This is a genomic window from Streptomyces sp. NBC_00083 (assembly GCF_026343295.1).
Classification (GTDB): domain Bacteria; phylum Actinomycetota; class Actinomycetes; order Streptomycetales; family Streptomycetaceae; genus Streptomyces.
In genome coordinates this window covers 341,870-361,468 of sequence record NZ_JAPELY010000003.1, presented here as the reverse complement: position 1 = coordinate 361,468, position 19,599 = coordinate 341,870, and the positions used below count along the sequence as shown (strand labels likewise).

Sequence of the window (19,599 nt, the reverse complement as noted above, 5' to 3'; positions counted from 1 at the left end):
GCGCCGCCGGACAGCCGGGCCGGTCCACCTCAACCCCCGTCAGCCCCCGGCCGGTCCCTCGCGCCCGAGTGCCCGCAGCACCAGCGCCGCCGTCTCCGTGGGGGTGGAACCGACCGACACGCCCACCGCCTCCAGCGCCGCCTTCTTCGCGGCCGCCGTACCCGTGGAGCCGGAGACGATCGCTCCGGCGTGGCCCATCGTCCTGCCCTCGGGGGCGGTGAAGCCCGCGATGTAGGCGACCACCGGCTTGGTGACGTGGGAGGCGATGTACGCGGCCGCGCGCTCCTCCGCGTCGCCGCCTATCTCCCCTATCAGGACGACGAGTTCGGTGTCGGGGTCCGCCTCGAAGGCGGCGAGGCAGTCGATGTGGGTGGTGCCGACGACCGGGTCGCCGCCGATGCCGACCGCCGACGAGAAGCCGACGTCCCGCAGCTCGTACATCAACTGGTACGTCAGCGTGCCCGACTTGGAGACGAGACCAATGCGTCCCGGCTTCGGCGCGATGTCGGCGGGGATGATGCCCGCGTTGGACCGGCCGGGGCTGATGAGGCCGGGGCAGTTCGGGCCGATGACGCGGGTGAGGCCACCGCGTGCGCGGGCGCGGGCGTGGAAGGCGACCGCGTCGTGCACCGGGATGCCTTCGGTGATGACCACCGCCAGCGCGATGCCCGCGTCCACGGCCTCCTCGACGGCCGCCCGTGCGTGCGGGGGCGGCACGAAGACGACGGTCACGTCGGCGCCCGTCGCGGCCATCGCCTCGGCGACGGTCGCGAACACCGGAACCGCCCGCCCGTCGAAGTCGACGGCCCGGCCCGCCTTGCGCGGGTTGACGCCGCCCACGATGTCGGTACCGGCCGCGAGCATCCGCCGGGTGTGCTTCATGCCCTCGCCGCCGGTCATGCCCTGGACGAGGACCCTGCTCTCCTTGCCGAGGAAGATCGTCACGTCAGGCTCCCCGCTGGGCGAGATCGGCGGCGCGGCGGGCTGCGCCGTCCATGGTGGCGGCCTGTTCGACCAGGGGGTGGGCGCGGGCGGAGAGGACGGCCCGGCCCTGGGCCGCGTTGTTTCCGTCGAGGCGGACGACCAGGGGCCTGGTGAGGCGGACCGTGTCCAGGGCCTGGACGATGCCGTGCGCCACCGCGTCGCAGGCGGTGATCCCGCCGAAGACGTTCACGAACACGGATTTCACGGCCGGGTCGGAGAGGATGACCGTCAGTCCGTCCGCCATGACCTGGGCGGAGGCGCCTCCCCCGATGTCGAGGAAGTTGGCGGGCCGGGAGCCGCAGCCGGCGACCACGTCCAGGGTCGACATGACCAGGCCCGCGCCGTTGCCGATGACGCCGACCTCTCCGTCGAGTTTCACGTAGGTGAGCCCCTTGGCCGCCGCGACGGCCTCCAGCGCGTCCCCGTCGGTGCCGGCCTCCTCCGGTGCTGCCCAACGGGCGTGCCGGAAGCGGGCGTTGGCGTCGAGGGTGACCTTGCCGTCGAGCGCCAAGAGGCGGCCGTCGCGCGCGCGGACCAGGGGGTTGACCTCCACGAGCACCGCGTCCTCACGCACCAGCACCTGCCACAGCCGCATCAGCACCGAGGCCACCCCCGGCGGGAGTCCGGCCGCCGCCGCGATCTCGGCCGCCTTCGCCTCGTCCACGCCCCGCCCGGGGTCGACGGGGATCCGCGTGACGGCTTCCGGGCGCTCGGCCGCGACCTCCTCGATCTCCATGCCGCCCTCGGCGGACGCGATCGCGAGGAAGGTCCCGGCCGCGCGGTCCAGGACGTACGAGACGTAGAACTCCGCCTCGATGTCGACCGGTTGGGCCAGCATCACGGCGCGGACGGCATGCCCCTTGATGTCCGTGCCGAGCATCTGGCGGGCCGTCAGTTCCGCTGCGGCGGCGTTGGCTGCGAGTTTGACCCCGCCCGCTTTTCCCCTGCCCCCGGTCTTCACCTGCGCCTTGACGACGACCCGGCCGCCGAGCGCCTCCGCGGCCGCTCGGGCCTCGCGCGGGGACACGGCCACGGCCGCGTCGGGGACCTCCACCCCGTGGTCCTTGAACAGTTGCCTTGCCTCGTGCTCGTACAGATCCACTGTCGGCTCCTGACTGAGTGTGAAAGTGCCGTACGCCCCCTGGACACCGCGCCACCGCATGAGGGATAACAAGGTTCATACAGTATTCGTCGACTGTATGCAATCTACCGGAGGACGCCCCCTGCCCCTGCCGGGCAGCACCCCGGGGGCGCGCCCCGACTCCCCTACGAAGGGACGGACTTCGCCATGGCTCAAGGCTCCGACGACACCGGGCAGGACCTGATCTCGGGCGGACATCTCGTCGCCAAGGCGCTCAAGGCGGAGGGCGTCGATGTCATCTACACCCTCTGCGGCGGCCACATCATCGACATCTACGACGGCTGCGTGGACGAGGGGATCGAGGTCGTCGACGTCCGGCACGAGCAGGTCGCGGCCCACGCGGCCGACGGCTACGCCCGCATCACCGGCAAACCCGGGTGCGCCGTGGTCACCGCGGGGCCCGGCACCACCGACGCGGTCACCGGGGTGGCCAACGCGTTCCGCGCCGAGTCCCCCATGCTCCTGATAGGTGGTCAGGGCGCGCACAGCCAGCACAAGATGGGGTCGCTCCAGGACCTCCCCCACGTCGACATACTGACGCCGATCACCAAGTTCGCGGCGACAGTGCCGGACACCGCGCGCGCCGCCGACATGGTGTCGATGGCGTTCCGCGAGTGCTTCAGCGGCGCGCCGGGGCCGTCCTTCCTCGAGATCCCGCGCGATGTGCTCGACGCGAAGGTGCCGGTGGAGAAGGCGCGGATCCCGGCGGCCGGCCGCTACCGGGCCTCCACCCGCAGCCCCGGCGACCCGGAGGCGATCGAGAGGCTCGCCGATCTGCTGGCGCACGCCGAGAAACCGGCCGTCCTGCTGGGCAGCCAGGTGTGGACCAGCCGCGCCACCGACGACGCCGTCGAGTTCGTACGCGCCCTCGACGTGCCCGCCTACATGAACGGCGCCGGGCGCGGCACCCTGCCCCCCGGCGATCCGCACCACTTCCAGCTCTCGCGCCGGTACGCGTTCTCCAACGCCGACCTCATCGTCATCGTGGGCACCCCCTTCGACTTCCGCATGGGGTACGGAAAGCGGCTCTCGCCGAGTGCGACCGTCGTGCAGATCGACCTCGACTACCGCACCGTCGGCAAGAACCGGGACATCGACCTGGGGATCGTCGGCGACCCGGGGCTGATCCTGAAATCGGTCACCGAGGCCGCGTCCGGGCGGCTGGGCGGGGCCGTCAAGCGCAAGGCATGGCTGGACGAACTGCGCACCGCCGAGCGGACCGCGATCGAGAAGCGGCTGCCGCACCTGAAGTCGGACGCCTCGCCCATCCACCCCTACCGGCTCGTCAGCGAGATCAACGAGTTCCTCACCGAGGACTCCATCTACATCGGCGACGGCGGCGACATCGTCACCTTCTCCGGCCAGGTCGTCCAGCCGAAGTCGCCGGGCCACTGGATGGACCCGGGCCCCCTCGGCACGCTCGGCGTCGGCATCCCGTTCGTGCTCGCCGCCAAGCAGGCCCGGCCGGACAAGGAGGTGGTGGCGCTCTTCGGCGACGGAGCGTTCTCGCTCACCGGCTGGGACTTCGAGACCCTGGTCCGCTACGACCTGCCGTTCGTCGGGATCGTCGGCAACAACTCCTCGATGAACCAGATCCGTTACGGACAGGCGCAGAAGTACGGCCCGGCGCGGGAGCGGGTCGGCAACACCCTGGGCGATGTCCACTACGACAAGTTCGCCCAGCTCCTCGGCGGTTACGGCGAGGAGGTCCGCGACCCCGCCGGCATCGCGCCCGCGCTGCGCAGGGCCCGTGAGTCGGGCAAGCCCTCGCTGATCAACGTGTGGGTCGATCCGGACGCGTACGCCCCCGGAACCATGAACCAGACCATGTACAAGTAGAGGAGCCCCACATGACCAGGGAACCCGGGGCCGCCGGCTCCGTGAAAGCGCTCTCAGGCGTCCGCGTCCTCGACATGACCCATGTCCAGTCCGGGCCCTCCGCCACCCAGCTCCTCGGCTGGCTCGGCGCCGACGTCGTCAAGCTCGAAGCACCCACCGGCGACATCACCCGGGGGCAGCTGCGCGATCTGCCCGACGTCGACTCCCTCTACTTCACGATGCTCAACTGCAACAAGCGGAGCATCACCCTCAACGTCAAGACCGAACGCGGAAAGGAGATCCTCACCGAACTCATCCGGCGCTCCGATGTGATGGTCGAGAACTTCGGCCCCGGCGCGGTCGACCGGATGGGCTTCACCTGGGAGCGGATCCAGGAGATCAACCCCCGGATCGTGTACGCCTCCATCAAGGGGTTCGGCGAGGGCCCGTACACCAACTTCAAGGCGTACGAGGTCGTCGCGCAGGCCATGGGCGGGTCGATGGCCACCACCGGGTTCGAGGACGGACCGCCGCTCGCGACCGGAGCGCAGATCGGCGACTCGGGTACCGGTGTCCACGCGGTGGCCGGCATCCTGGCCGCGCTCTATCAGCGCGAGTCCACCGGGCGCGGCCAGCGCGTCCAGGTCGCCATGCAGCACGCGGTGCTCAATCTGTGCCGGGTCAAGCTGCGTGACCAACAGCGCCTCGCCCAGGGCCCGTTGGCGGAGTACCCGAACGAGGACTTCGGCGACGAGGTGCCCCGTTCCGGCAACGCCTCCGGCGGCGGCCAGCCCGGCTGGGCCGTGAAGTGCGCGCCGGGCGGGCCCAACGACTACGTGTACGTGATCGTGCAGCCCGTCGGCTGGAAGCCGGTGACCGAGCTCATCGGCCGCCCCGAACTCGCCACCGACCCCGAGTGGTCGACGCCCGCCGCACGGCTGCCCCGGCTCGGCAAGATGTTCCAGCTCATCGAGGAGTGGACGTCGACCCTCCCCAAGTGGGAGGTGCTCGAGCGGCTCAACGCGCACAACATCCCCTGCGGACCGATCCTCTCCACCAAGGAGATCATCGAGGACGCGTCCCTGGCCGCCAACGAGATGGTCGTCGAGGTCGAGCACCCCGAGCGCGGCCGGTTCACCACCGTCGGCTCCCCCCTCAAGCTCTCCGACTCCCCCGTCGACATGGTCACCTCGCCGCTGCTCGGCGAGCACAACGCGGAGGTCTATGTCGGTGAACTGGGCCTGGGTGACGAGGAATTGAGGCTGCTCAAGATGGACGGAGTGATCTGAGCGATGGTCAGTGTCGAGGCACAGGACCGCGAGGCGGTGCGGGCGCTGCTCGCGGCCGTCCGGGCGGAGGGGCGCGCCGCGCTCACCGCGCCCGAGAGCAAGACGATCGCCGACGCGTACGGGATCACGGTGCCCGGTGAGGCGCTGGCGCGGGACGTCGACGAGGCGGTCGCGCACGCGGCGCGGCTCGGCGGCAAGTCCGTACTCAAGATCGTCTCGCCGGACATCCTGCACAAGACCGACGCGGGCGGTGTGGTGGTGGGGGTGGAGGGCGCGGCCGAGGTGCGGGCCGCCTTCCACCGGATCGTCGAGAACGCCCGGAGCCATGCGCCCGGCGCCCGCATCGACGGCGTCCAGGTGCAGCAGCTCCTGCCGCCGGGACAGGAGGTGATCGTCGGGGCGGTCACCGATCCCACCTTCGGCAAGGTCGTGGCGTTCGGCCTCGGCGGCGTCCTGGTGGAGGTGCTCAAGGACATCACCTTCCGGCTGGCGCCGGTCACCGGCGACGAGGCGATGTCCATGCTGGACTCCATCAAGGCGGCGGAGGTGCTGCGCGGGGTGCGGGGCGCGCCGGCGGTGGACCGGTGGGCGCTCGCGGAGCAGATCCGCCGGGTCTCCCGCCTGGTCACGGACTTCCCGGAGATCGCGGAGGTCGACCTCAATCCGGTGATCGCCACGCCCGAGGGCGCGGTCGCCGCCGACATCCGCATCCTGCTCGGCACCGATGTGGTCAAGGAGCGCCGGAAGTACGGCCGCGAGGAGATCCTGCGCTCGATGCGGCGGCTGATGCAGCCGCGTTCCGTCGCGGTGATCGGCGCCTCCAACGAGCAGGGCAAGATAGGCAATTCGGTCATGCGCAACCTCATCGACGGGGGTTTCTCCGGGGAGATCCATCCGGTGAACCCGCGGGCCGATGACATTCGGGGCCGCAAGGCGTACAAGAGTGTCACGGACGTTCCCGGTGAGGTGGATGTGGCGGTCTTCGCGATTCCCGCCCGGTTCGTGGCGTCGGCGCTGGAGGAGGTGGGCCGCAAGGGCATTCCGAACGCGGTGCTCATCCCGTCCGGTTTCGCGGAGACCGGGGAGGTGGCCCTTCAGGACGAGATCGTGGCGATCGCCGAGCGCCACGGGGTGCGGCTCCTCGGGCCCAACATCTACGGTTACTACTCGACGTGGCACGATCTGTGTGCCACGTTCTGCACGCCGTACGACGTGAAGGGGCCGGTCGCCCTGACCAGCCAGTCCGGCGGTATCGGCATGGCGATCCTGGGCTTCGCGCGCTCCACCAGAACCGGTGTCTCGGCCATCGTGGGGCTCGGCAACAAGTCGGACCTCGACGAGGACGACCTGCTGACGTGGTTCGGCGAGGACCCCAACACCCAGTGCGTCGCCATGCACTTGGAGGACCTCAAGGACGGCCGCGCCTTCGTCGAGGCGGCGCGCGCGACCGTGCCGAAGAAGCCGATCGTGGTCCTCAAGGCCGGCCGGACCAGCGCCGGCGCGAAGGCGGCGGGCTCCCACACGGGGGCGCTGGCCGGCGACGACGCGGTGTACGACGACATCCTGCGCCAGGCGGGCGTGATCAGGGCGCCCGGCCTCAACGAGATGCTGGAGTACGCGCGGGCCCTGCCGGTGCTGCCGGCTCCGCGGGGCGACAACGTCGTCATCATCACGGGCGCGGGCGGATCCGGGGTGCTCCTGTCGGACGCGATCGTGGACAACGGGCTCCAACTGATGGAGATCCCGCCCGACTTGGACGCCGCGTTCAAGGCGTTCATCCCGCCGTTCGGGGCCGCGGGCAACCCGATCGACATCACGGGCGGCGAGCCGCCGGCCACGTACGAGGCGACGATCCGGCTCGGCATGGAGGACCCGCGCATCCACGCGCTCGTCCTCGGTTACTGGCACACCATCGTCACCCCGCCGATGGTCTTCGCCGAGCTGACGGCGCGGGTGGTCGAGGAGTTCCGGGCCCGCGGCATCGAGAAGCCGGTGGTGGCGTCGCTCGCCGGTGACACCGAGGTCGAGGACGCCTGCGCGTACCTCTTCGAGCGAGGCGTCGTCGCCTACCCCTATACCACCGAGAAACCGGTCGCGGTGCTCGGTGCGAAGTACCGCTGGGCACGGGCCGCGGGGCTGCTCACCTAGGCCTTCGCCGCAGCGGAGAGTTTGGACAGGGGGCGCTGGCCAGGTTCTTTCGACGCCAAGGGGACGACTATGAGCGAGAGTTCCATGTCCGGCGGACCACGGCACGCGGCGGGTGTCGCGTACCGTGAGGTCACGGACAGCAAGGGCCGCGTGTATCGGGTCGGCGAGAGCGACCGCGATCTGCTGGGCCACAACCGCACGTTGATGGTGTACCTGCCGTGGGTCGCGATGATGGCGATCAGCGTGTCCGAGTACGCCTACGGTTCCGCCGAGGACACCCTCTCCTCGGCCCACGGCTGGACGCAGAGCAACACCTTCTGGATCCTGAGCGTCTGGGTGTTCTTCCAGGCGGGCATCGCCTTCCCCGCGGGCTGGATGCGGGAGAAGGGCATCCTCACCGCGCGGCGTGCCATGTACATCGGCGCGGCGCTGTGCCTGGTCGGCTTCTTCGCACTGTCCCACCTGGACAACGTCTTCGCCGCGATCGTCGGCTTCGGCGTCGTGGGCGGTGTGGGCTCCGGACTGGTCTACGCGACCTGTATCAACATGGTCGGCAAATGGTTCCCGGAACGGCGCGGCGCCAAGACGGGCTTCGTCAACGGCGGCTTCGCCTACGGCTCGCTGCCCTTCATCTTCATCTTCAACTACGCCTTCGACACGGGCAATTACCACCAGGTCCTCGACCTCATCGGCGGCTATGTGCTGATCGTGGTGGCGGTCTGCGCCTGGTTCTTCAAGGACCCGCCGAAGAACTGGTGGCCCGCCGAGATCGACCCGCTCGACTTCTCCGGCAACGCCAAGAGCGCGGCGAGCCTCGCGAAGAACCCTCCGGCCGCCAGGCAGTACACCCCGAAGGAAGCCATCAGGACCGGCATGCTGCCGCTGATGTGGATCACCATCGTGATGACGGCGGGCGTCTCCATCTTCGGCATCTCCTTCCAGGTGGACTACGCGAAGGAAGTGGGCTTCGGCCCCCTGGTCGCCGCGTCCTCCATGGGGGTCATGGCGGTCATCAACGGCATCGGCCGGGCGGTGGTGGGCTGGCTGTCCGACCTGTGGGGCCGCAAACTGACCCTGGTGTTCGTCATCGTCGTCCTCGGGCTCGCACAGTTCGGCGTGATCTGGGCGGGCCATCTGCACAGCGAGTGGCTGTTCCTGTTCTTCGCCTTCCTCTCCGGCTTCGGCGGCGGCGCCTTCTACCCGATGTTCGCCGCCCTCACCCCGGACTACTTCGGCGAGAACTACAACGCCTCCAACTACGGCCTGGTCTACAGCGGCAAGCTGGTGAGCGGCCTGTTCGGCGGCGGGCTCGGCTCGATGGTGGTCGACGCGTGGGGGTACGACGGCGCCTACGGCCTGGCGGGCGGCATCTCGATGGTGGCCGGCTGCATAGCCCTCCTGCTGCACCAGCCCGGACGCACCCGGGTACGGGACATCGCGGCCAACCCCCAGCCCATCAGCCGGGAGGTGGTGTAGGCCCCCCTGGGTGCACGGCCGCCCCGGAGCCGAGACGGTCCGGGGCGGTTCCGCGCGTGTGCGCCCGCCCCGTGACGCACGGCGGGCGGCAGCCCGGCGGCGCCTGTCCGGCGGCGTCCGTCCGGTGGCGTCCGTCCGGCGGGCCGGGGCGCACCCGGCCCCCGGCACCTGGGGTCAGCCGCGCTCGGAACGCTCGTGGTACGTCGTGCGGGTGTGCTCGGTGTGGGCGCGCATGACCTCGGTGGCCCGCCGCTCGTCACGCGCGGAGATCGCGGCGATCAGATCCCGGTGCTCGATCCAGGACTGCCTGCCGCGTTGGCGCGCCACCGGCGTGTAGTACCAGCGCACCCGCCGGTCGACCTGCCCCGCCAGTTCGGCGAGCACCACGTTGCCGGCGAGCTCCATCACCTTGGCGTGGAACGCGGCGTTGGTCGCCACGGCGAGGTCCACGTCGTCGTCCGCGACGGCCTGCTCGCCCTCGGCGCACAGCTTCTCCAGGGCGGCGATCCCGGCCGAGCCGGAATTGGCGGCCGCGAGCCGCGCCGCTTCGGCTTCGAGGAGCGTACGCACCGAGAGCAGCTGGTCGGCCTCCTCCTCGGTGGGCTCGTGCACGAACGCGCCCTGCGCGGGGCGTAGGTCGACCCAGCCCTCGGTGTTGAGCCGCTGCAGCGCCTCGCGCACCGGCTGCCTGGACACTCCGAGGTGCCCGGCGAGTTCGCTCTCCACCAGATGCTGGCCCGGACGCAGCGCCCGCGTGGTGATCAGCTCAAGAAGCGCCTCGTACACGCGCTCACGCAAGGGCCCCGGGCGCTCCAGTTTGGGCACGGTCCCCTGCGGCAGTCCTGCGGACAACATCGCTTCCCCCTCCTACGCCACGCGTGCCTTGCCGCGTCATGGAGATTGGTTATCGTCTACAGTCTACCGAGCGCAATGCCCGGACGGCACCCGGTCCTGATTCGACCGCACGCGGCGGAGATGTGGCCGGTATGCACCCTGTCCGGCGTATCCGCCGCGTCCGCCCCGTCCGTCACGTACGCCGTGTCCGCCGGGTCGGTCACTGCTCCGGGTGCGCCTCTCGCCACGCGGCGAACGAACGGTCCCATTCGTCGCCCGACAGGGCCGTCAGGGAGGCCGGGAACAGGCCGTCCTCCTCGCGGCTGATGTGGTGGTGGAGCTCCGTGACCATCCGGTCGAACTCGGCGCGCCCCTCTGCCGCTTCCAGGTCGAGGGCGGGCAGCCGCGCGCTGTGGTCCCGGTGCTCCCCCACCAGGACGTCGATGTACTCCGCGTATTCGGGGTCCTCGCGCATCACGGCGAACAGCCCGTTCTCCTCGCCGCGCCAGTGGGAGTCCAACTCCCGCGCCATGAAGGCCACGAGCTCCCTCGCCCGTTCGGTGCGGCCCTCGGCGAGCGCCCGCTGCGCGTCACCGGCCGCATCGGTCACGCGCTCGTGCTCGGCGATGAATTCCTTGATGAGGGGGATGTCGCGGCACCCGCAGTAGTGGCACATGGAGCCATTTGTACGGGCTTGTGTGGCCGGCACACACGGAGGCACCACCCATGAACCGGACCTTTCCATGGGCCCCGGGGCCATCCCCGCAGCGGAGGCCCCGGGGCGCCGGGGCCACCCGGCCAACCCTCGCGACCTACCCGACCGGTCCGCTCCATTCGGCATGGTCGTGGAGGAGTCCGGGGTGCACCTCCACCTGGAGCTTGGAGGCGGCGTCGGGAGAGACCGGGTAGGAGTACTGGGCGGTGGCCCGTTCACCCGGAGCCAGGGTCCCGCGGAACGGCTTGTAGCCGGCCTTGCTGTAGAAGAGCATGTTGACCTCGTTGCCGGCTGCGTCCTTCACGTGGGGCTGGGCGAAGTCGAGGTTGAGCGAGTCGTTGGAGTCGTTGACGATCGTGAGATCGAGGTGGAACGTCCGGTCACCCTTGTGCAGCCCCGGGGGAACGTACGACCCGGTGAGGGAGAATTCGCTGGGCTTTGCGACGGTGACGGTGACTCCGTCCACGTACTCGTGGCTCTCCCCGAACTGCACCGCCGCGGGGTCGAGCAGCTCCGTGCCGAGCGGCTCCTCGTCCAGCGGCGGCTCCGGGTCGTCGGGGAGCTGGGTGATCGACGACGAGTCGGAGTCGGTGCCGTCGACCCTGTCCACGGCCGAGCGGATCATGACGCCGGTGATGAGCAGGCCCACGACGGCGAGCAGGATCGACGCACCGCCCAGGATGGTCCCGCCGAGCGCCGAACTCTTGTTGGTGGCAAGCCCCTTGCGGACGTTGCCCAGGCCCACCAGGCCGAAGACGACGGCGAGGACGCCGAGGATCCAGGCGATCCAGAACAGGAACGGCAGGAAGGCGACGAAGCTCCCGATCGCCCCGAGGACCATGGCCGTCGTGCCGAGGCCGTTACGGGGCAGCGGCTGCGCCGGCGTCCACGGCGCAGCCGTTCCCCCGTGCTCCGCGTGGGGCGGCTCCGGGTATCCGGCCGGAGGGCCCCACTGCGGCTGGGGTCCCGACTGCGATGGGGGTCCCGGCTGCGGCTGCGGCTCCGGCTGCGGCTCGGGGGAATCAACGGGCGCTGTCATGCGTAGTCCTTCTGCGGTGCGATAGGCGCACCACATTAACAGCGACCTTTACCTTGCCTTTACTGAGGGCGCACTCGTCACCCACACCCCGGCACCGCACCAACCCCCGCACCCCGCACGCCCCGTGCCGCCCCTCCCTGTCACCCCACGGGCACGGCGGTCCCGAGGGAGCCCGCGGACGCTGCGGACCCGGGGGACCCGGCGGACCCGGCGGACACGCCACCGCATCCATAGACCGCCGCGTCCCCCAACTCCTCCTCGATCCTGATGAGTTGGTTGTACTTGGCCGTGCGGTCCGACCTGGACAGGGACCCGGTCTTGATCTGCCCGCACCCCGTGGCGACGGCCAGGTCCGCGATGGTCGTGTCCTCCGTCTCGCCGGACCGGTGGGAGATGACCGCCGCCCATCCGGCCCGCCGCGCGGCGCCCACCGTCCCGAGCGCCTCGGTCAGCGTCCCGATCTGGTTCACCTTGACCAGGACCGCGTTCCCCACCCCCGTGCGGATGCCCTCCCGCACCAGCGCCTCATTGGTGCAGAACACATCGTCCCCGGTCAGCTGGCACCTGTCGCCGACCCGCGAGGTGAGCTCGCGCCACCCGTCCAGGTCGCCCTCGGCCATGGGGTCCTCCACCGAGACGATCGGGTACGCATCGATCAAGCGGGCCAGGTAGTCGACCTGTTCGGCGGTGGTGCGCCGGGTCCCCTCCCCCGCGTACACGTACGCACCGTCCCGGTAGAACTCCGAGGACGCCGGGTCCATGACGAGGCCGATGTCCGCGCCCGGCCGGTATCCGGCGCGCTCGACGGCGGCCACGACGAAGTCGAGCGCCTCCTCGGCCGTACGCAGTGCGGGCGCGAAGCCGCCTTCGTCGCCGACGCCCGTGGAGTGGCCGGCGGCCAGCAGGTCGCGGCGGAGCGTGTGGAAGGCCTCGGAGCCCATCCGGACGGCCTCCGCGAAGGTCGCCGCACCCACCGGGTAGATCATGAACTCCTGGAAGTCCAGCGGGTTGTCGGCGTGCGCGCCGCCGTTGACGATGTTCATCATCGGGACGGGCAGGACGCGGGCGTCCGCCCCGCCGAGGTAGCGGTAGAGCGGCTGGCGGTGCGAGGCCGCGGCGGCCTTCGCGGTCGCGAGGGAGACCCCGAGCAGGGCGTTGGCGCCGAGCCTCGCCTTGGCGGGCGTTCCGTCGAGCGCGACGAGTGCGGCGTCGAGGCCGGCCTGATCGTCGGCGTCGCGCCCGGTGACGGCGTCGGCGATCTCGCTCTTCACGTGGGCCACGGCGCGGTCGACACCCTTGCCGTGCCAGCGCCGGGCGTCGCCGTCGCGCAGCTCCACTGCTTCGCGGGCGCCGGTGGAGGCGCCGGAAGGGACGGCGGCGCGGCCCAGGGACCCGTCGGCGAGGACGACGTCGACCTCGACGGTCGGATTGCCGCGGCTGTCGAGCACGGCGCGAGCCGTGACGCCTTGAACGGTGGTGGGCTCAACTGTGCGTGCGGGCATGGGAGTTCCTTCCCGTTGTCACCTGCCGGACCGTGGCTGCGACGACGCTGGCGCTCGGCCCGACGCAAGGGACTCTACAGCATGACTGTTCAGTTTCGCTGTACAGCTCTGCTGTTCAGTGGTGCTGCACAGCACAGCTGCGGAGCGGCGTTTCCGGGGTAAAGTGCCGTATGCCGCCCACCCCCGAAGCCGCTACCGTCGCCGCCGAACTGCGTACCGTGATGGGAAAGCTCACCCGCCGCGTCAAGCACGAGGACCGGATCCCGCACGGACAGGTCGCCGTGCTCGGCGTCCTCGACCGCGACGGCGCCATGACCACCAGCGATCTCGCGGCGGACCAGCGCGTACGCCCCCAGTCGATGGCCCGCGCGGTCGGCATCCTCCTCGACCAGGGCCTGGTCACCCGCAGCGCCCATCCGACGGACGGCCGCAAGTCCTTGCTCGAACTCTCCGACGCCGGACGGGCCGCACTGGAGGCCGAGCGGGGCCGCAGGGCCGGCTGGCTGACGCTCGCCATCGAGACCGAACTCACCTTGAAAGAAAGGGAGTTGCTCGCCGAAAGCGTGACCCTGATGGAACGCCTGGCCGCCCGGCAGGGGCTTTTGGGGTAAGCCCTGCTCCGTGGTTCCGGGACGGTCGTGGGGCCCCGGCCGGCAGCGACGGAACCGACGGCCCGAGCGGATCGTCCTACGGGGCATGCGCACCGCTCTAGTTCTCGGTATCGACCCGCACACCGTTCCCGGCATGGACGGGGACGCCCTGCGCGCGGTCCTGGACGGTGAACTCGGCCGCTTCGCCGCCCACGGCATCGACGCGTCCATGACGCTGATCGAACCGGACGAGAGGGCCGAACCGACGGTCGTCGCCGCGCTGGCCGAGCGGGCGTGGGACGTCGTCGTGATCGGCGGCGGCATCCGCAAGCCGGTGCCCCTGCTGACGTTCTTCGAACTGATCGTGAACCTGGTGCGCCGACACGCGCCGGGAGCGGCGATCGCGTTCAACACCAGTGGGGGCGACAGCGTGGAGGCCGCCCTGCGCCATCTCTGACCACGAGCGCGCTCCATCCGTCCCGCCTCCGCACGCCTGGGTGCGGACCCCCGTTGCACACACACCGGACGCCCCTGGACTGTCAGTGGCCTGTGCGAGAGTGAACGACATGCTTGCGATCGCAGTGGATACGGAGAACGGCCGTCGGCACAGCCGGGTCACCGCCGAGGCGCTGGCCGGGCTCGTCCGCCGCATCGGAGGCGTGGACGACAGGTTCCTCGTGGTGCAGCGGATACCGGATCTGCCCGACGTGTTCCTCCAGGTGTGGCACGAGGCGGGAGGCACGTACACGCTGGAGTACCGGGACGGCGGGGCCGACCGGCACTTCCGGGCCGTCCTCGACGCGGCGGAGCCGGTGATAACGGCCATGACCGGCTGGGCCCGTGCGACGCCGGAGTGGAGCGCCGGACTGGACTGGGAGCGGCTGGACTTCGAGGCTCCGGCCCCGGTCCCTCCGCTGGAGCTCGGCGAGGAGGACCGGCGGCTTCTGGAGACGCGGCTGCGCGAGGTGCTCGTGGCGGGTTACGCGACGCGGGCGGAGCTGGCCGAGCTGGCCGAGGACTACCTCGTCTCGGGCGAGTACCGGCCCGTCTCGCGCGAGCAGGCACGGCAGTTGGCGGACCGCATGTGGCTGGAGCGTGTGGCCGAGCAGGCGGGGTGGGACGAGGAGGGCGAGGAGAGCGACCCGGAGCGGCTGACGCGCGCGTTCGCCGACCTGGAGTCGGCCGGTCTCACCGCACGGGAACACTTCACGTGCTGCCACTCGTGCGGCCAGGCGGAGATCGGCGGGGCGGGCTCACCCGATGCCCGCGGCTTCGTCTACTTCCACTCCCAGGCGACCGACGCGGCCGCCGCCGGTCACGGACTGTCGCTGATGTACGGGGGGTTCGACGGTTCGGAGCGGACCACCGCGTCCGTGGGCCGGGAGGCCGTGGCAGCGCTGGAGCGGTGCGGTCTTTCGGTGGTGTGGGACGGGGACCCGGGGCAGACCATCGAGGTCACCCCGCTGAACTGGCGCAAGCGGCTGGTGGGTTGACGCAGGGCGCTCCTGCGTCGGCCATGCCATCGGCGACAATACCTTCGTACGCCGCCGACGCAAGGCCCGGCCGAACAAGGCCCGGCCGAGTCGGGCCCACCGGGTCAGGCCCCGGTCGAGTCGGGTCCGGTCGAGTCGGGCCGCGTCGAGCCCTTGCGCCGGCGCTGCCGGGCGGTCCGGTGCGCGACCCCGAGCTCCTGCCCCGGCCGCCGGGCCCGTGCGGTGTGCAGATGCGGGCCCCGAGCCGACCGTGCCTCGCGCTCGCCCCGCCTGCGCGATCCTCGCGGCCCCCGCTGCGTAGGCCGGACCCGCGCGCCGGGTCACGCGGCCTCGGCCCGTCATCGGGTCACGCCGTCACCGCGTCACGGGCAGCGAATGACCTGGCCCGCGTATGAGAGGTTGCCGCCGAAGCCGAAGAGCAGGACCGGGTCGCCGGTGGTGATCTCGCCGCGCTCGACGAGTTTGGAGAGCGCCATCGGGATGCTCCCCGCCGAGGTGTTGCCCGACTCCACGACATCGCGGGCGACGACCGCGTTGACGGCGCCGATCTTGCGCGCGACGGGTTCGATGATGCGCAGGTTCGCCTGGTGCAGCACCACCGCCGCGAGGTCCTCGGGGGTGAGTCCGGCGCGCTCGCAGACCTGGCGGGCGATGGGCGGCAGCTGGGTGGTGGCCCAGCGGTAGACCGACTGGCCCTCCTGCGCGAACACCGGCGGGCTGCCCTCGATGCGTACCGCGTGCCCCATCTCCGGAACCGAGCCCCACAGCACCGGGCCGATCCCCTGCTCCTCGCTCGCCTCGACCACCACGGCGCCCGCTCCGTCGCCGACCAGGACGCAGGTGCTGCGGTCGGACCAGTCGGTCACCGCCGTCATCTTGTCCGCGCCGATGACCAGGGCGCGCCGCGCGGTCCCGCTGCGGACCAGGCTGTCCGCGGTGGCGAGCGCATGGGTGAACCCGGCGCACACGACGTTGAGGTCCATCACGGCGGGTGAGCCCATGCCGAGGCGGGCGGCGACCCGGGCCGCCGTGTTGGGCGAGCGGTCGATCGCCGTGGAGGTGGCGACCAGGACGAGGTCGATGTCGGCGGGGGTCAGCCCGGCGCCGGCCAGCGCCTTCGCTCCGGCGTGCGCGGCCAGTTCGTCGACCGGCTCGTCGTCGCCCGCGACATGGCGGGTGCGGATGCCGACGCGGCTGCTGATCCATTCGTCGCTGGTGTCGACCAGCCGGGCGAGGTCGTCATTGGTGAGCACCTTGGCGGGCTGATAGTGCCCGACCGCGACAACGCGCGAGCCTCGCATGCCGGTCATGGCGGATCCCCTCGATACGAGCTGTGAGTGCTGACATCCGGAGCCATCCAGTCTTCGTGGCTACTGATCGGTACAGGGGCGCGAGACCCAACAGGATTCACTGCCGCACCTTTGGAGCCTTGTGTCAGCGTTTCGCCCCCACGCAGTTCTGTCCGGCGTCTTGACCCCTCCGAAAGGCATACTGTAGACAATATTCTGTCGACGAAACGCGGGGCGTGATCACGGTGGGCCCACCCGCCCGACCGACCCTGGCCGGAACCCCGTCGACGGCCCTCACCCCTGACGGCCCCTCCACCGACCGGTCCCTCCACCGAACGGAGAGCCCCGTGAAAGTCGCAGTTGTCGGCGCCGGTGCCATCGGCGCGTATGTCGGGGCCGCGCTCCACCGCGCGGGCGCCGAGGTCCACCTCATTGCCCGCGGCCCGCACCTGGCGGCCATGCGCCGCGACGGGGTACGGGTCATCAGCCCGCGCGGCGACTTCACCGCCCGGCCCGCCGCCACCGACGACCCCCAGGAGGTCGGCCCGGTCGACTACGTACTCCTGGGCCTGAAGGCCAACTCCTATGCCACGGCAGGTCCGTTGGTGCATCCGCTGCTGCACGCGAAGACCGCGGTCATCGCCGCCCAGAACGGCATCCCGTGGTGGTACTTCCACGGGCTGCCCGGCCGGCACACCGGGCGCCGGATCGAGAGCGTCGACCCGGCCGGCGCCGTCAGCGCGACGCTGCCGCCCTCCCGCGCGATCGGCTGTGTGGTGTACGCGGCCACCGAGATCGAATCCCCGGGCGTGGTACGCCACTTGGAGGGAACCCGGTTCTCCATCGGCGAGCCCGACCTCACGATCTCGCGGCGCTGCCTCGACTTCAGCGAGGCCATGCAGGCCGGCGGCCTGAAGTGCCCCGTCGAACCGGACCTGCGCAACGACATCTGGATCAAGCTCCTCGGCAACATCTCCTTCAACCCGATCAGCGCCCTCGCCCGCGCCACGATGGCGCAGATCTGCCGCCACCGGGAGACCCGCTCGCTCGTCGAGTCGATGATGCGCGAGACACTCGCCGTCGCGGGCGCGGTCGGCTGCCACCCGAAGATCTCCGTGGAGCGGCGCATCGCCGGCGCCGAACGCGTGGGCGAGCACAAGACGTCCACGCTCCAGGACCTGGAGAAGGGCAAGCCCCTCGAACTCGACGTGCTGCTCGCGGCCGTCGTCGAACTCGCGGGCCTCACCGCGACCGCGGTCCCCACCCTGCGCGCCGTGCACGCGCTCGCCGACCTCCTCGCCCAGACGTCCCAGACGTCCCGGACGACCGACCCCCGGAGCGCCGCATGAAGAAGGACAGGCAGCCCAAGCAGTACCCGCGGCTCACCCATCCCCTCGTCCGGGACGCCGACGGGCGCCTGCGCAGGGCGAGTTGGGAGGAGGCACTGGTCAGGGCCGCGGACGGGTTCCGCCGGACCCGTCGGACGTACGGCCCCGACGCGTTCGCCATGCTGTCCTGCTCGCGTGCCACCAACGAGATGAACTACGTGGCGCAGAAGTTCAGCCGGGTGGTGATGGGCACCAACAACGTGGACTCCTGCAACCGCACCTGCCACGCCCCGAGCGTGGCCGGCCTGTCCGCGGTGTTCGGCTCCGGCGGCGGCACCTCCTCCTACGAGGAGGTGGAACACACCGATGTCATCCTGATGTGGGGCTCCAACGCCCGCTTCGCCCACCCGATCTTCTTCCACCACGTGCTCAAGGGCATCCGCAACGGAGCCCGCATGTACGCGGTCGATCCGCGCCGCACCTCGACGGCGGAGTGGGCGGAGAGCTGGCTCGGCCTCAACGTCGGCACGGACATCCCGCTCGCCCACGCCATCGGCCGCGAGATCATCCACGCCGGCCTGGTCAACCGGGCCTTCGTGGACCGCGCGACCACCGGCTACCAGGCGTACGCGGAACTCGTCGAACCGTGGACCCTGTCGGCGGCCGAACGCGTCACCGGCGTACCCGCGGACGCGATCCGCGAGCTGGCCCACGCCTATGCAAGCGCCGAACGCGCGCAGCTGTGCTGGACGTTGGGGATCACCGAGCACCACAACGGCACCGACAACGTCCGCGCACTGATCAACCTGTCGCTGCTCACCGGACAGGTCGGCCGGTGGGGCGCCGGGGTGCAGCCGTTGCGCGGCCAGAACAACGTGCAGGGCGGCGGCGACATGGGCGCCATCCCCAACAAGCTGCCCGGCTTCCAGGACGTCCTCGACCCGGTGGCCCGTACGAAGTTCGAGGCGATGTGGCAGACGGCCCTTCCACCGCGGTACGGGATGACGCTCACCGAGATGTTCGAGGCGATGGAGCACGGCACCCTGAAGGCGGTGTACTGCATCGGCGAGAACCCGGCGCAGTCGGAGGCCGACAGCGAGCAGGCAGCACGCCGCCTCGCCGCCCTCGACCACCTCGTCGTGCAGGACATCTTCCTCACCAAGACCGCGCAGATGGCGGACGTGGTGCTGCCGGCGACCGCCGCCTGGGCGGAGACGGACGGCACTACGACCAACAGCGAGCGCCGGGTGCAGCGGGTGCGGGCCGCCCTGAAGCCACCCGGTGAGGCGCGCGAGGACATCGACATCATCTGCTCCGTCGCCGGACTCCTCGGCCACGACTGGAAGTTCACCGATTCCGAGGAGGTCTGGAACGAACTGAGAGCGCTCTCGCCGGACCACTACGGCATGACGTACGACCGTCTGGAGGAGCACCAGGGCCTGCAGTGGCCGTGCCCTTCGGAGCGCGAGCTGCCGGCGAGCTTCCTGCACGCCCGGCTGTGGGAGACCGACCCCGCGCGACGCGGCCCCGCCGCGGAGTTCGGCCTGGTCCAGCACGACCCGCCGGTCGACCTGACCGACGACGACTATCCGCTGCGGCTGACCACCGGACGGCGCCTCGACTCCTACAACACCGGCGTGCAGAGCGGCAGTTACGCCTCCCCGCTGCGGCGTGGCGAGTACATCGAGCTGAGCCCGGAGGACGCGGAACGGCTCGGCGTCGTCCCGCACGAGGAGGTGCGCATCCTGTCGCGGCGCGGCGCGGTCAGCGCGCCGGTGTGGATCGATCCGGCGCTGCGGCCCGGCCTCGCCTTCATGACCATGCACTTTCCCGACGAGGTCGACACCAACCAGCTGACCATCGAGGCGAACTGCCCGATCGCGGGGACCGCCGAGTTCAAGGCGTCGGCGATCCGGGTGGAGAAGCTTCTCGTGACGGCCGTGAGGAGCTGAG

At 70.9% G+C, this 19,599-nt stretch carries 16 protein-coding genes; 9 read left to right on the top strand and 7 right to left on the bottom strand.

Going from position 1 to position 19,599, the window contains the following annotated elements; all coding sequences use genetic code 11:
* Positions 1 to 39: 39 nt before the first annotated feature.
* Together sucD and sucC are read right to left on the bottom strand one after the other, a co-directional pair.
* A complete protein-coding gene (gene sucD, locus OOJ98_RS25530) occupies positions 40 to 945 on the bottom strand; it encodes a succinate--CoA ligase subunit alpha (protein ID WP_267057366.1) in 906 nt (301 codons plus the stop codon).
* Between the two features lies 1 nt (position 946).
* On the bottom strand, positions 947 to 2,086 hold the full coding sequence (gene sucC, locus OOJ98_RS25525) for an ADP-forming succinate--CoA ligase subunit beta (protein ID WP_267057365.1): 1,140 nt from the start codon (positions 2,084 to 2,086) through the stop codon (positions 947 to 949).
* A gap of 186 nt (positions 2,087 to 2,272) precedes the next feature.
* Here sucC and OOJ98_RS25520 point away from each other — a divergent pair, with 186 nt between their 5' ends.
* From OOJ98_RS25520 to OOJ98_RS25505, 4 genes are all read left to right on the top strand, one after another.
* On the top strand, positions 2,273 to 3,964 hold the full coding sequence (locus OOJ98_RS25520) for a thiamine pyrophosphate-binding protein (RefSeq protein ID WP_267057364.1): 1,692 nt from the start codon (positions 2,273 to 2,275) through the stop codon (positions 3,962 to 3,964).
* Positions 3,965 to 3,975: 11 nt separating this feature from the next.
* A complete protein-coding gene (gene frc / locus OOJ98_RS25515; RefSeq protein WP_267057363.1) occupies positions 3,976 to 5,232 on the top strand; it encodes a formyl-CoA transferase in 1,257 nt (418 codons plus the stop codon).
* A gap of 3 nt (positions 5,233 to 5,235) precedes the next feature.
* Entirely contained in the window at positions 5,236 to 7,380 is a 2,145-nt protein-coding gene (locus tag OOJ98_RS25510; protein WP_267057362.1) for an acetate--CoA ligase family protein, read from the top strand.
* A 69-nt stretch (positions 7,381 to 7,449) separates the two neighbouring features.
* Positions 7,450 to 8,856, top strand: coding sequence for an OFA family MFS transporter (locus OOJ98_RS25505; RefSeq protein ID WP_267057361.1), 1,407 nt, complete (start codon positions 7,450 to 7,452; stop codon positions 8,854 to 8,856).
* A 174-nt stretch (positions 8,857 to 9,030) separates the two neighbouring features.
* Here the strand turns inward: OOJ98_RS25505 and OOJ98_RS25500 are convergent, their stop codons facing one another.
* The 4 genes from OOJ98_RS25500 to eno form a co-directional block, all read right to left on the bottom strand.
* Entirely contained in the window at positions 9,031 to 9,711 is a 681-nt protein-coding gene (locus OOJ98_RS25500; RefSeq protein ID WP_267057360.1) for a GntR family transcriptional regulator, read from the bottom strand.
* 199 nt (positions 9,712 to 9,910) lie between these two features.
* Positions 9,911 to 10,366 carry a hemerythrin domain-containing protein gene (locus OOJ98_RS25495; RefSeq protein WP_267057359.1) on the bottom strand — a complete coding sequence of 152 codons (456 nt, stop codon included), beginning with the start codon at positions 10,364 to 10,366 and terminating at the stop codon, positions 9,911 to 9,913.
* A gap of 136 nt (positions 10,367 to 10,502) precedes the next feature.
* Positions 10,503 to 11,444 carry a DUF4190 domain-containing protein gene (locus tag OOJ98_RS25490; protein ID WP_267057358.1) on the bottom strand — a complete coding sequence of 314 codons (942 nt, stop codon included), beginning with the start codon at positions 11,442 to 11,444 and terminating at the stop codon, positions 10,503 to 10,505.
* Positions 11,445 to 11,584: 140 nt separating this feature from the next.
* Positions 11,585 to 12,946, bottom strand: coding sequence for a phosphopyruvate hydratase (eno, locus tag OOJ98_RS25485; RefSeq protein WP_267057357.1), 1,362 nt, complete (start codon positions 12,944 to 12,946; stop codon positions 11,585 to 11,587).
* Positions 12,947 to 13,116: 170 nt separating this feature from the next.
* Here eno and OOJ98_RS25480 point away from each other — a divergent pair, with 170 nt between their 5' ends.
* The 3 genes from OOJ98_RS25480 to OOJ98_RS25470 all read left to right on the top strand — a co-directional run bounded on the left by OOJ98_RS25480 (position 13,117) and on the right by OOJ98_RS25470 (position 15,029).
* Positions 13,117 to 13,557, top strand: a complete 441-nt coding sequence (locus tag OOJ98_RS25480; protein WP_267057356.1) for a MarR family winged helix-turn-helix transcriptional regulator — start codon at positions 13,117 to 13,119, stop codon at positions 13,555 to 13,557.
* An 85-nt stretch (positions 13,558 to 13,642) separates the two neighbouring features.
* Entirely contained in the window at positions 13,643 to 13,993 is a 351-nt protein-coding gene (locus OOJ98_RS25475; protein WP_267057355.1) for a hypothetical protein, read from the top strand.
* 109 nt (positions 13,994 to 14,102) lie between these two features.
* On the top strand, positions 14,103 to 15,029 hold the full coding sequence (locus tag OOJ98_RS25470) for a hypothetical protein (protein ID WP_267057354.1): 927 nt from the start codon (positions 14,103 to 14,105) through the stop codon (positions 15,027 to 15,029).
* Between the two features lie 362 nt (positions 15,030 to 15,391).
* Here the strand turns inward: OOJ98_RS25470 and OOJ98_RS25465 are convergent, their stop codons facing one another.
* Positions 15,392 to 16,330: a beta-ketoacyl-ACP synthase III gene (locus tag OOJ98_RS25465; protein ID WP_267058236.1), complete on the bottom strand. Its 939-nt coding sequence runs from the start codon at positions 16,328 to 16,330 to the stop codon at positions 15,392 to 15,394.
* 224 nt (positions 16,331 to 16,554) lie between these two features.
* On the opposite strand from OOJ98_RS25465, the gene OOJ98_RS25460 reads away from it, so the two are divergent.
* Together OOJ98_RS25460 and OOJ98_RS25455 are read left to right on the top strand one after the other, a co-directional pair.
* Positions 16,555 to 17,667: a 2-dehydropantoate 2-reductase gene (locus tag OOJ98_RS25460; RefSeq protein WP_323177934.1), complete on the top strand. Its 1,113-nt coding sequence runs from the start codon at positions 16,555 to 16,557 to the stop codon at positions 17,665 to 17,667.
* The gene (locus OOJ98_RS25455) at positions 17,664 to 19,598 is read left to right on the top strand and encodes a molybdopterin oxidoreductase family protein (RefSeq protein WP_267057353.1); all 1,935 of its coding nucleotides are present in this window, start codon (positions 17,664 to 17,666) and stop codon (positions 19,596 to 19,598) included. The genes OOJ98_RS25460 and OOJ98_RS25455 overlap by 4 nt, the downstream gene beginning before the upstream one ends.
* Position 19,599: the final 1 nt, after the last annotated feature.

What these genes read in the sequence shown, in the direction of transcription:
- OOJ98_RS25520 (WP_267057364.1), top strand. Translation starts at nt 2,273, where the DNA reads ATGGCTCAAGGCTCCGACGACACCGGGCAGGACCTGATCTCGGGCGGA.
- frc (WP_267057363.1), top strand. Translation starts at nt 3,976, where the DNA reads ATGACCAGGGAACCCGGGGCCGCCGGCTCCGTGAAAGCGCTCTCAGGC.
- OOJ98_RS25510 (WP_267057362.1), top strand. Translation starts at nt 5,236, where the DNA reads ATGGTCAGTGTCGAGGCACAGGACCGCGAGGCGGTGCGGGCGCTGCTC.
- OOJ98_RS25505 (WP_267057361.1), top strand. Translation starts at nt 7,450, where the DNA reads ATGAGCGAGAGTTCCATGTCCGGCGGACCACGGCACGCGGCGGGTGTC.
- OOJ98_RS25500 (WP_267057360.1), bottom strand. Translation starts at nt 9,711, where the DNA reads ATGTTGTCCGCAGGACTGCCGCAGGGGACCGTGCCCAAACTGGAGCGC.
- OOJ98_RS25495 (WP_267057359.1), bottom strand. Translation starts at nt 10,366, where the DNA reads ATGTGCCACTACTGCGGGTGCCGCGACATCCCCCTCATCAAGGAATTC.
- OOJ98_RS25490 (WP_267057358.1), bottom strand. Translation starts at nt 11,444, where the DNA reads ATGACAGCGCCCGTTGATTCCCCCGAGCCGCAGCCGGAGCCGCAGCCG.
- eno (WP_267057357.1), bottom strand. Translation starts at nt 12,946, where the DNA reads ATGCCCGCACGCACAGTTGAGCCCACCACCGTTCAAGGCGTCACGGCT.
- OOJ98_RS25480 (WP_267057356.1), top strand. Translation starts at nt 13,117, where the DNA reads ATGCCGCCCACCCCCGAAGCCGCTACCGTCGCCGCCGAACTGCGTACC.
- OOJ98_RS25475 (WP_267057355.1), top strand. Translation starts at nt 13,643, where the DNA reads ATGCGCACCGCTCTAGTTCTCGGTATCGACCCGCACACCGTTCCCGGC.
- OOJ98_RS25470 (WP_267057354.1), top strand. Translation starts at nt 14,103, where the DNA reads ATGCTTGCGATCGCAGTGGATACGGAGAACGGCCGTCGGCACAGCCGG.
- OOJ98_RS25465 (WP_267058236.1), bottom strand. Translation starts at nt 16,330, where the DNA reads ATGCGAGGCTCGCGCGTTGTCGCGGTCGGGCACTATCAGCCCGCCAAG.
- OOJ98_RS25455 (WP_267057353.1), top strand. Translation starts at nt 17,664, where the DNA reads ATGAAGAAGGACAGGCAGCCCAAGCAGTACCCGCGGCTCACCCATCCC.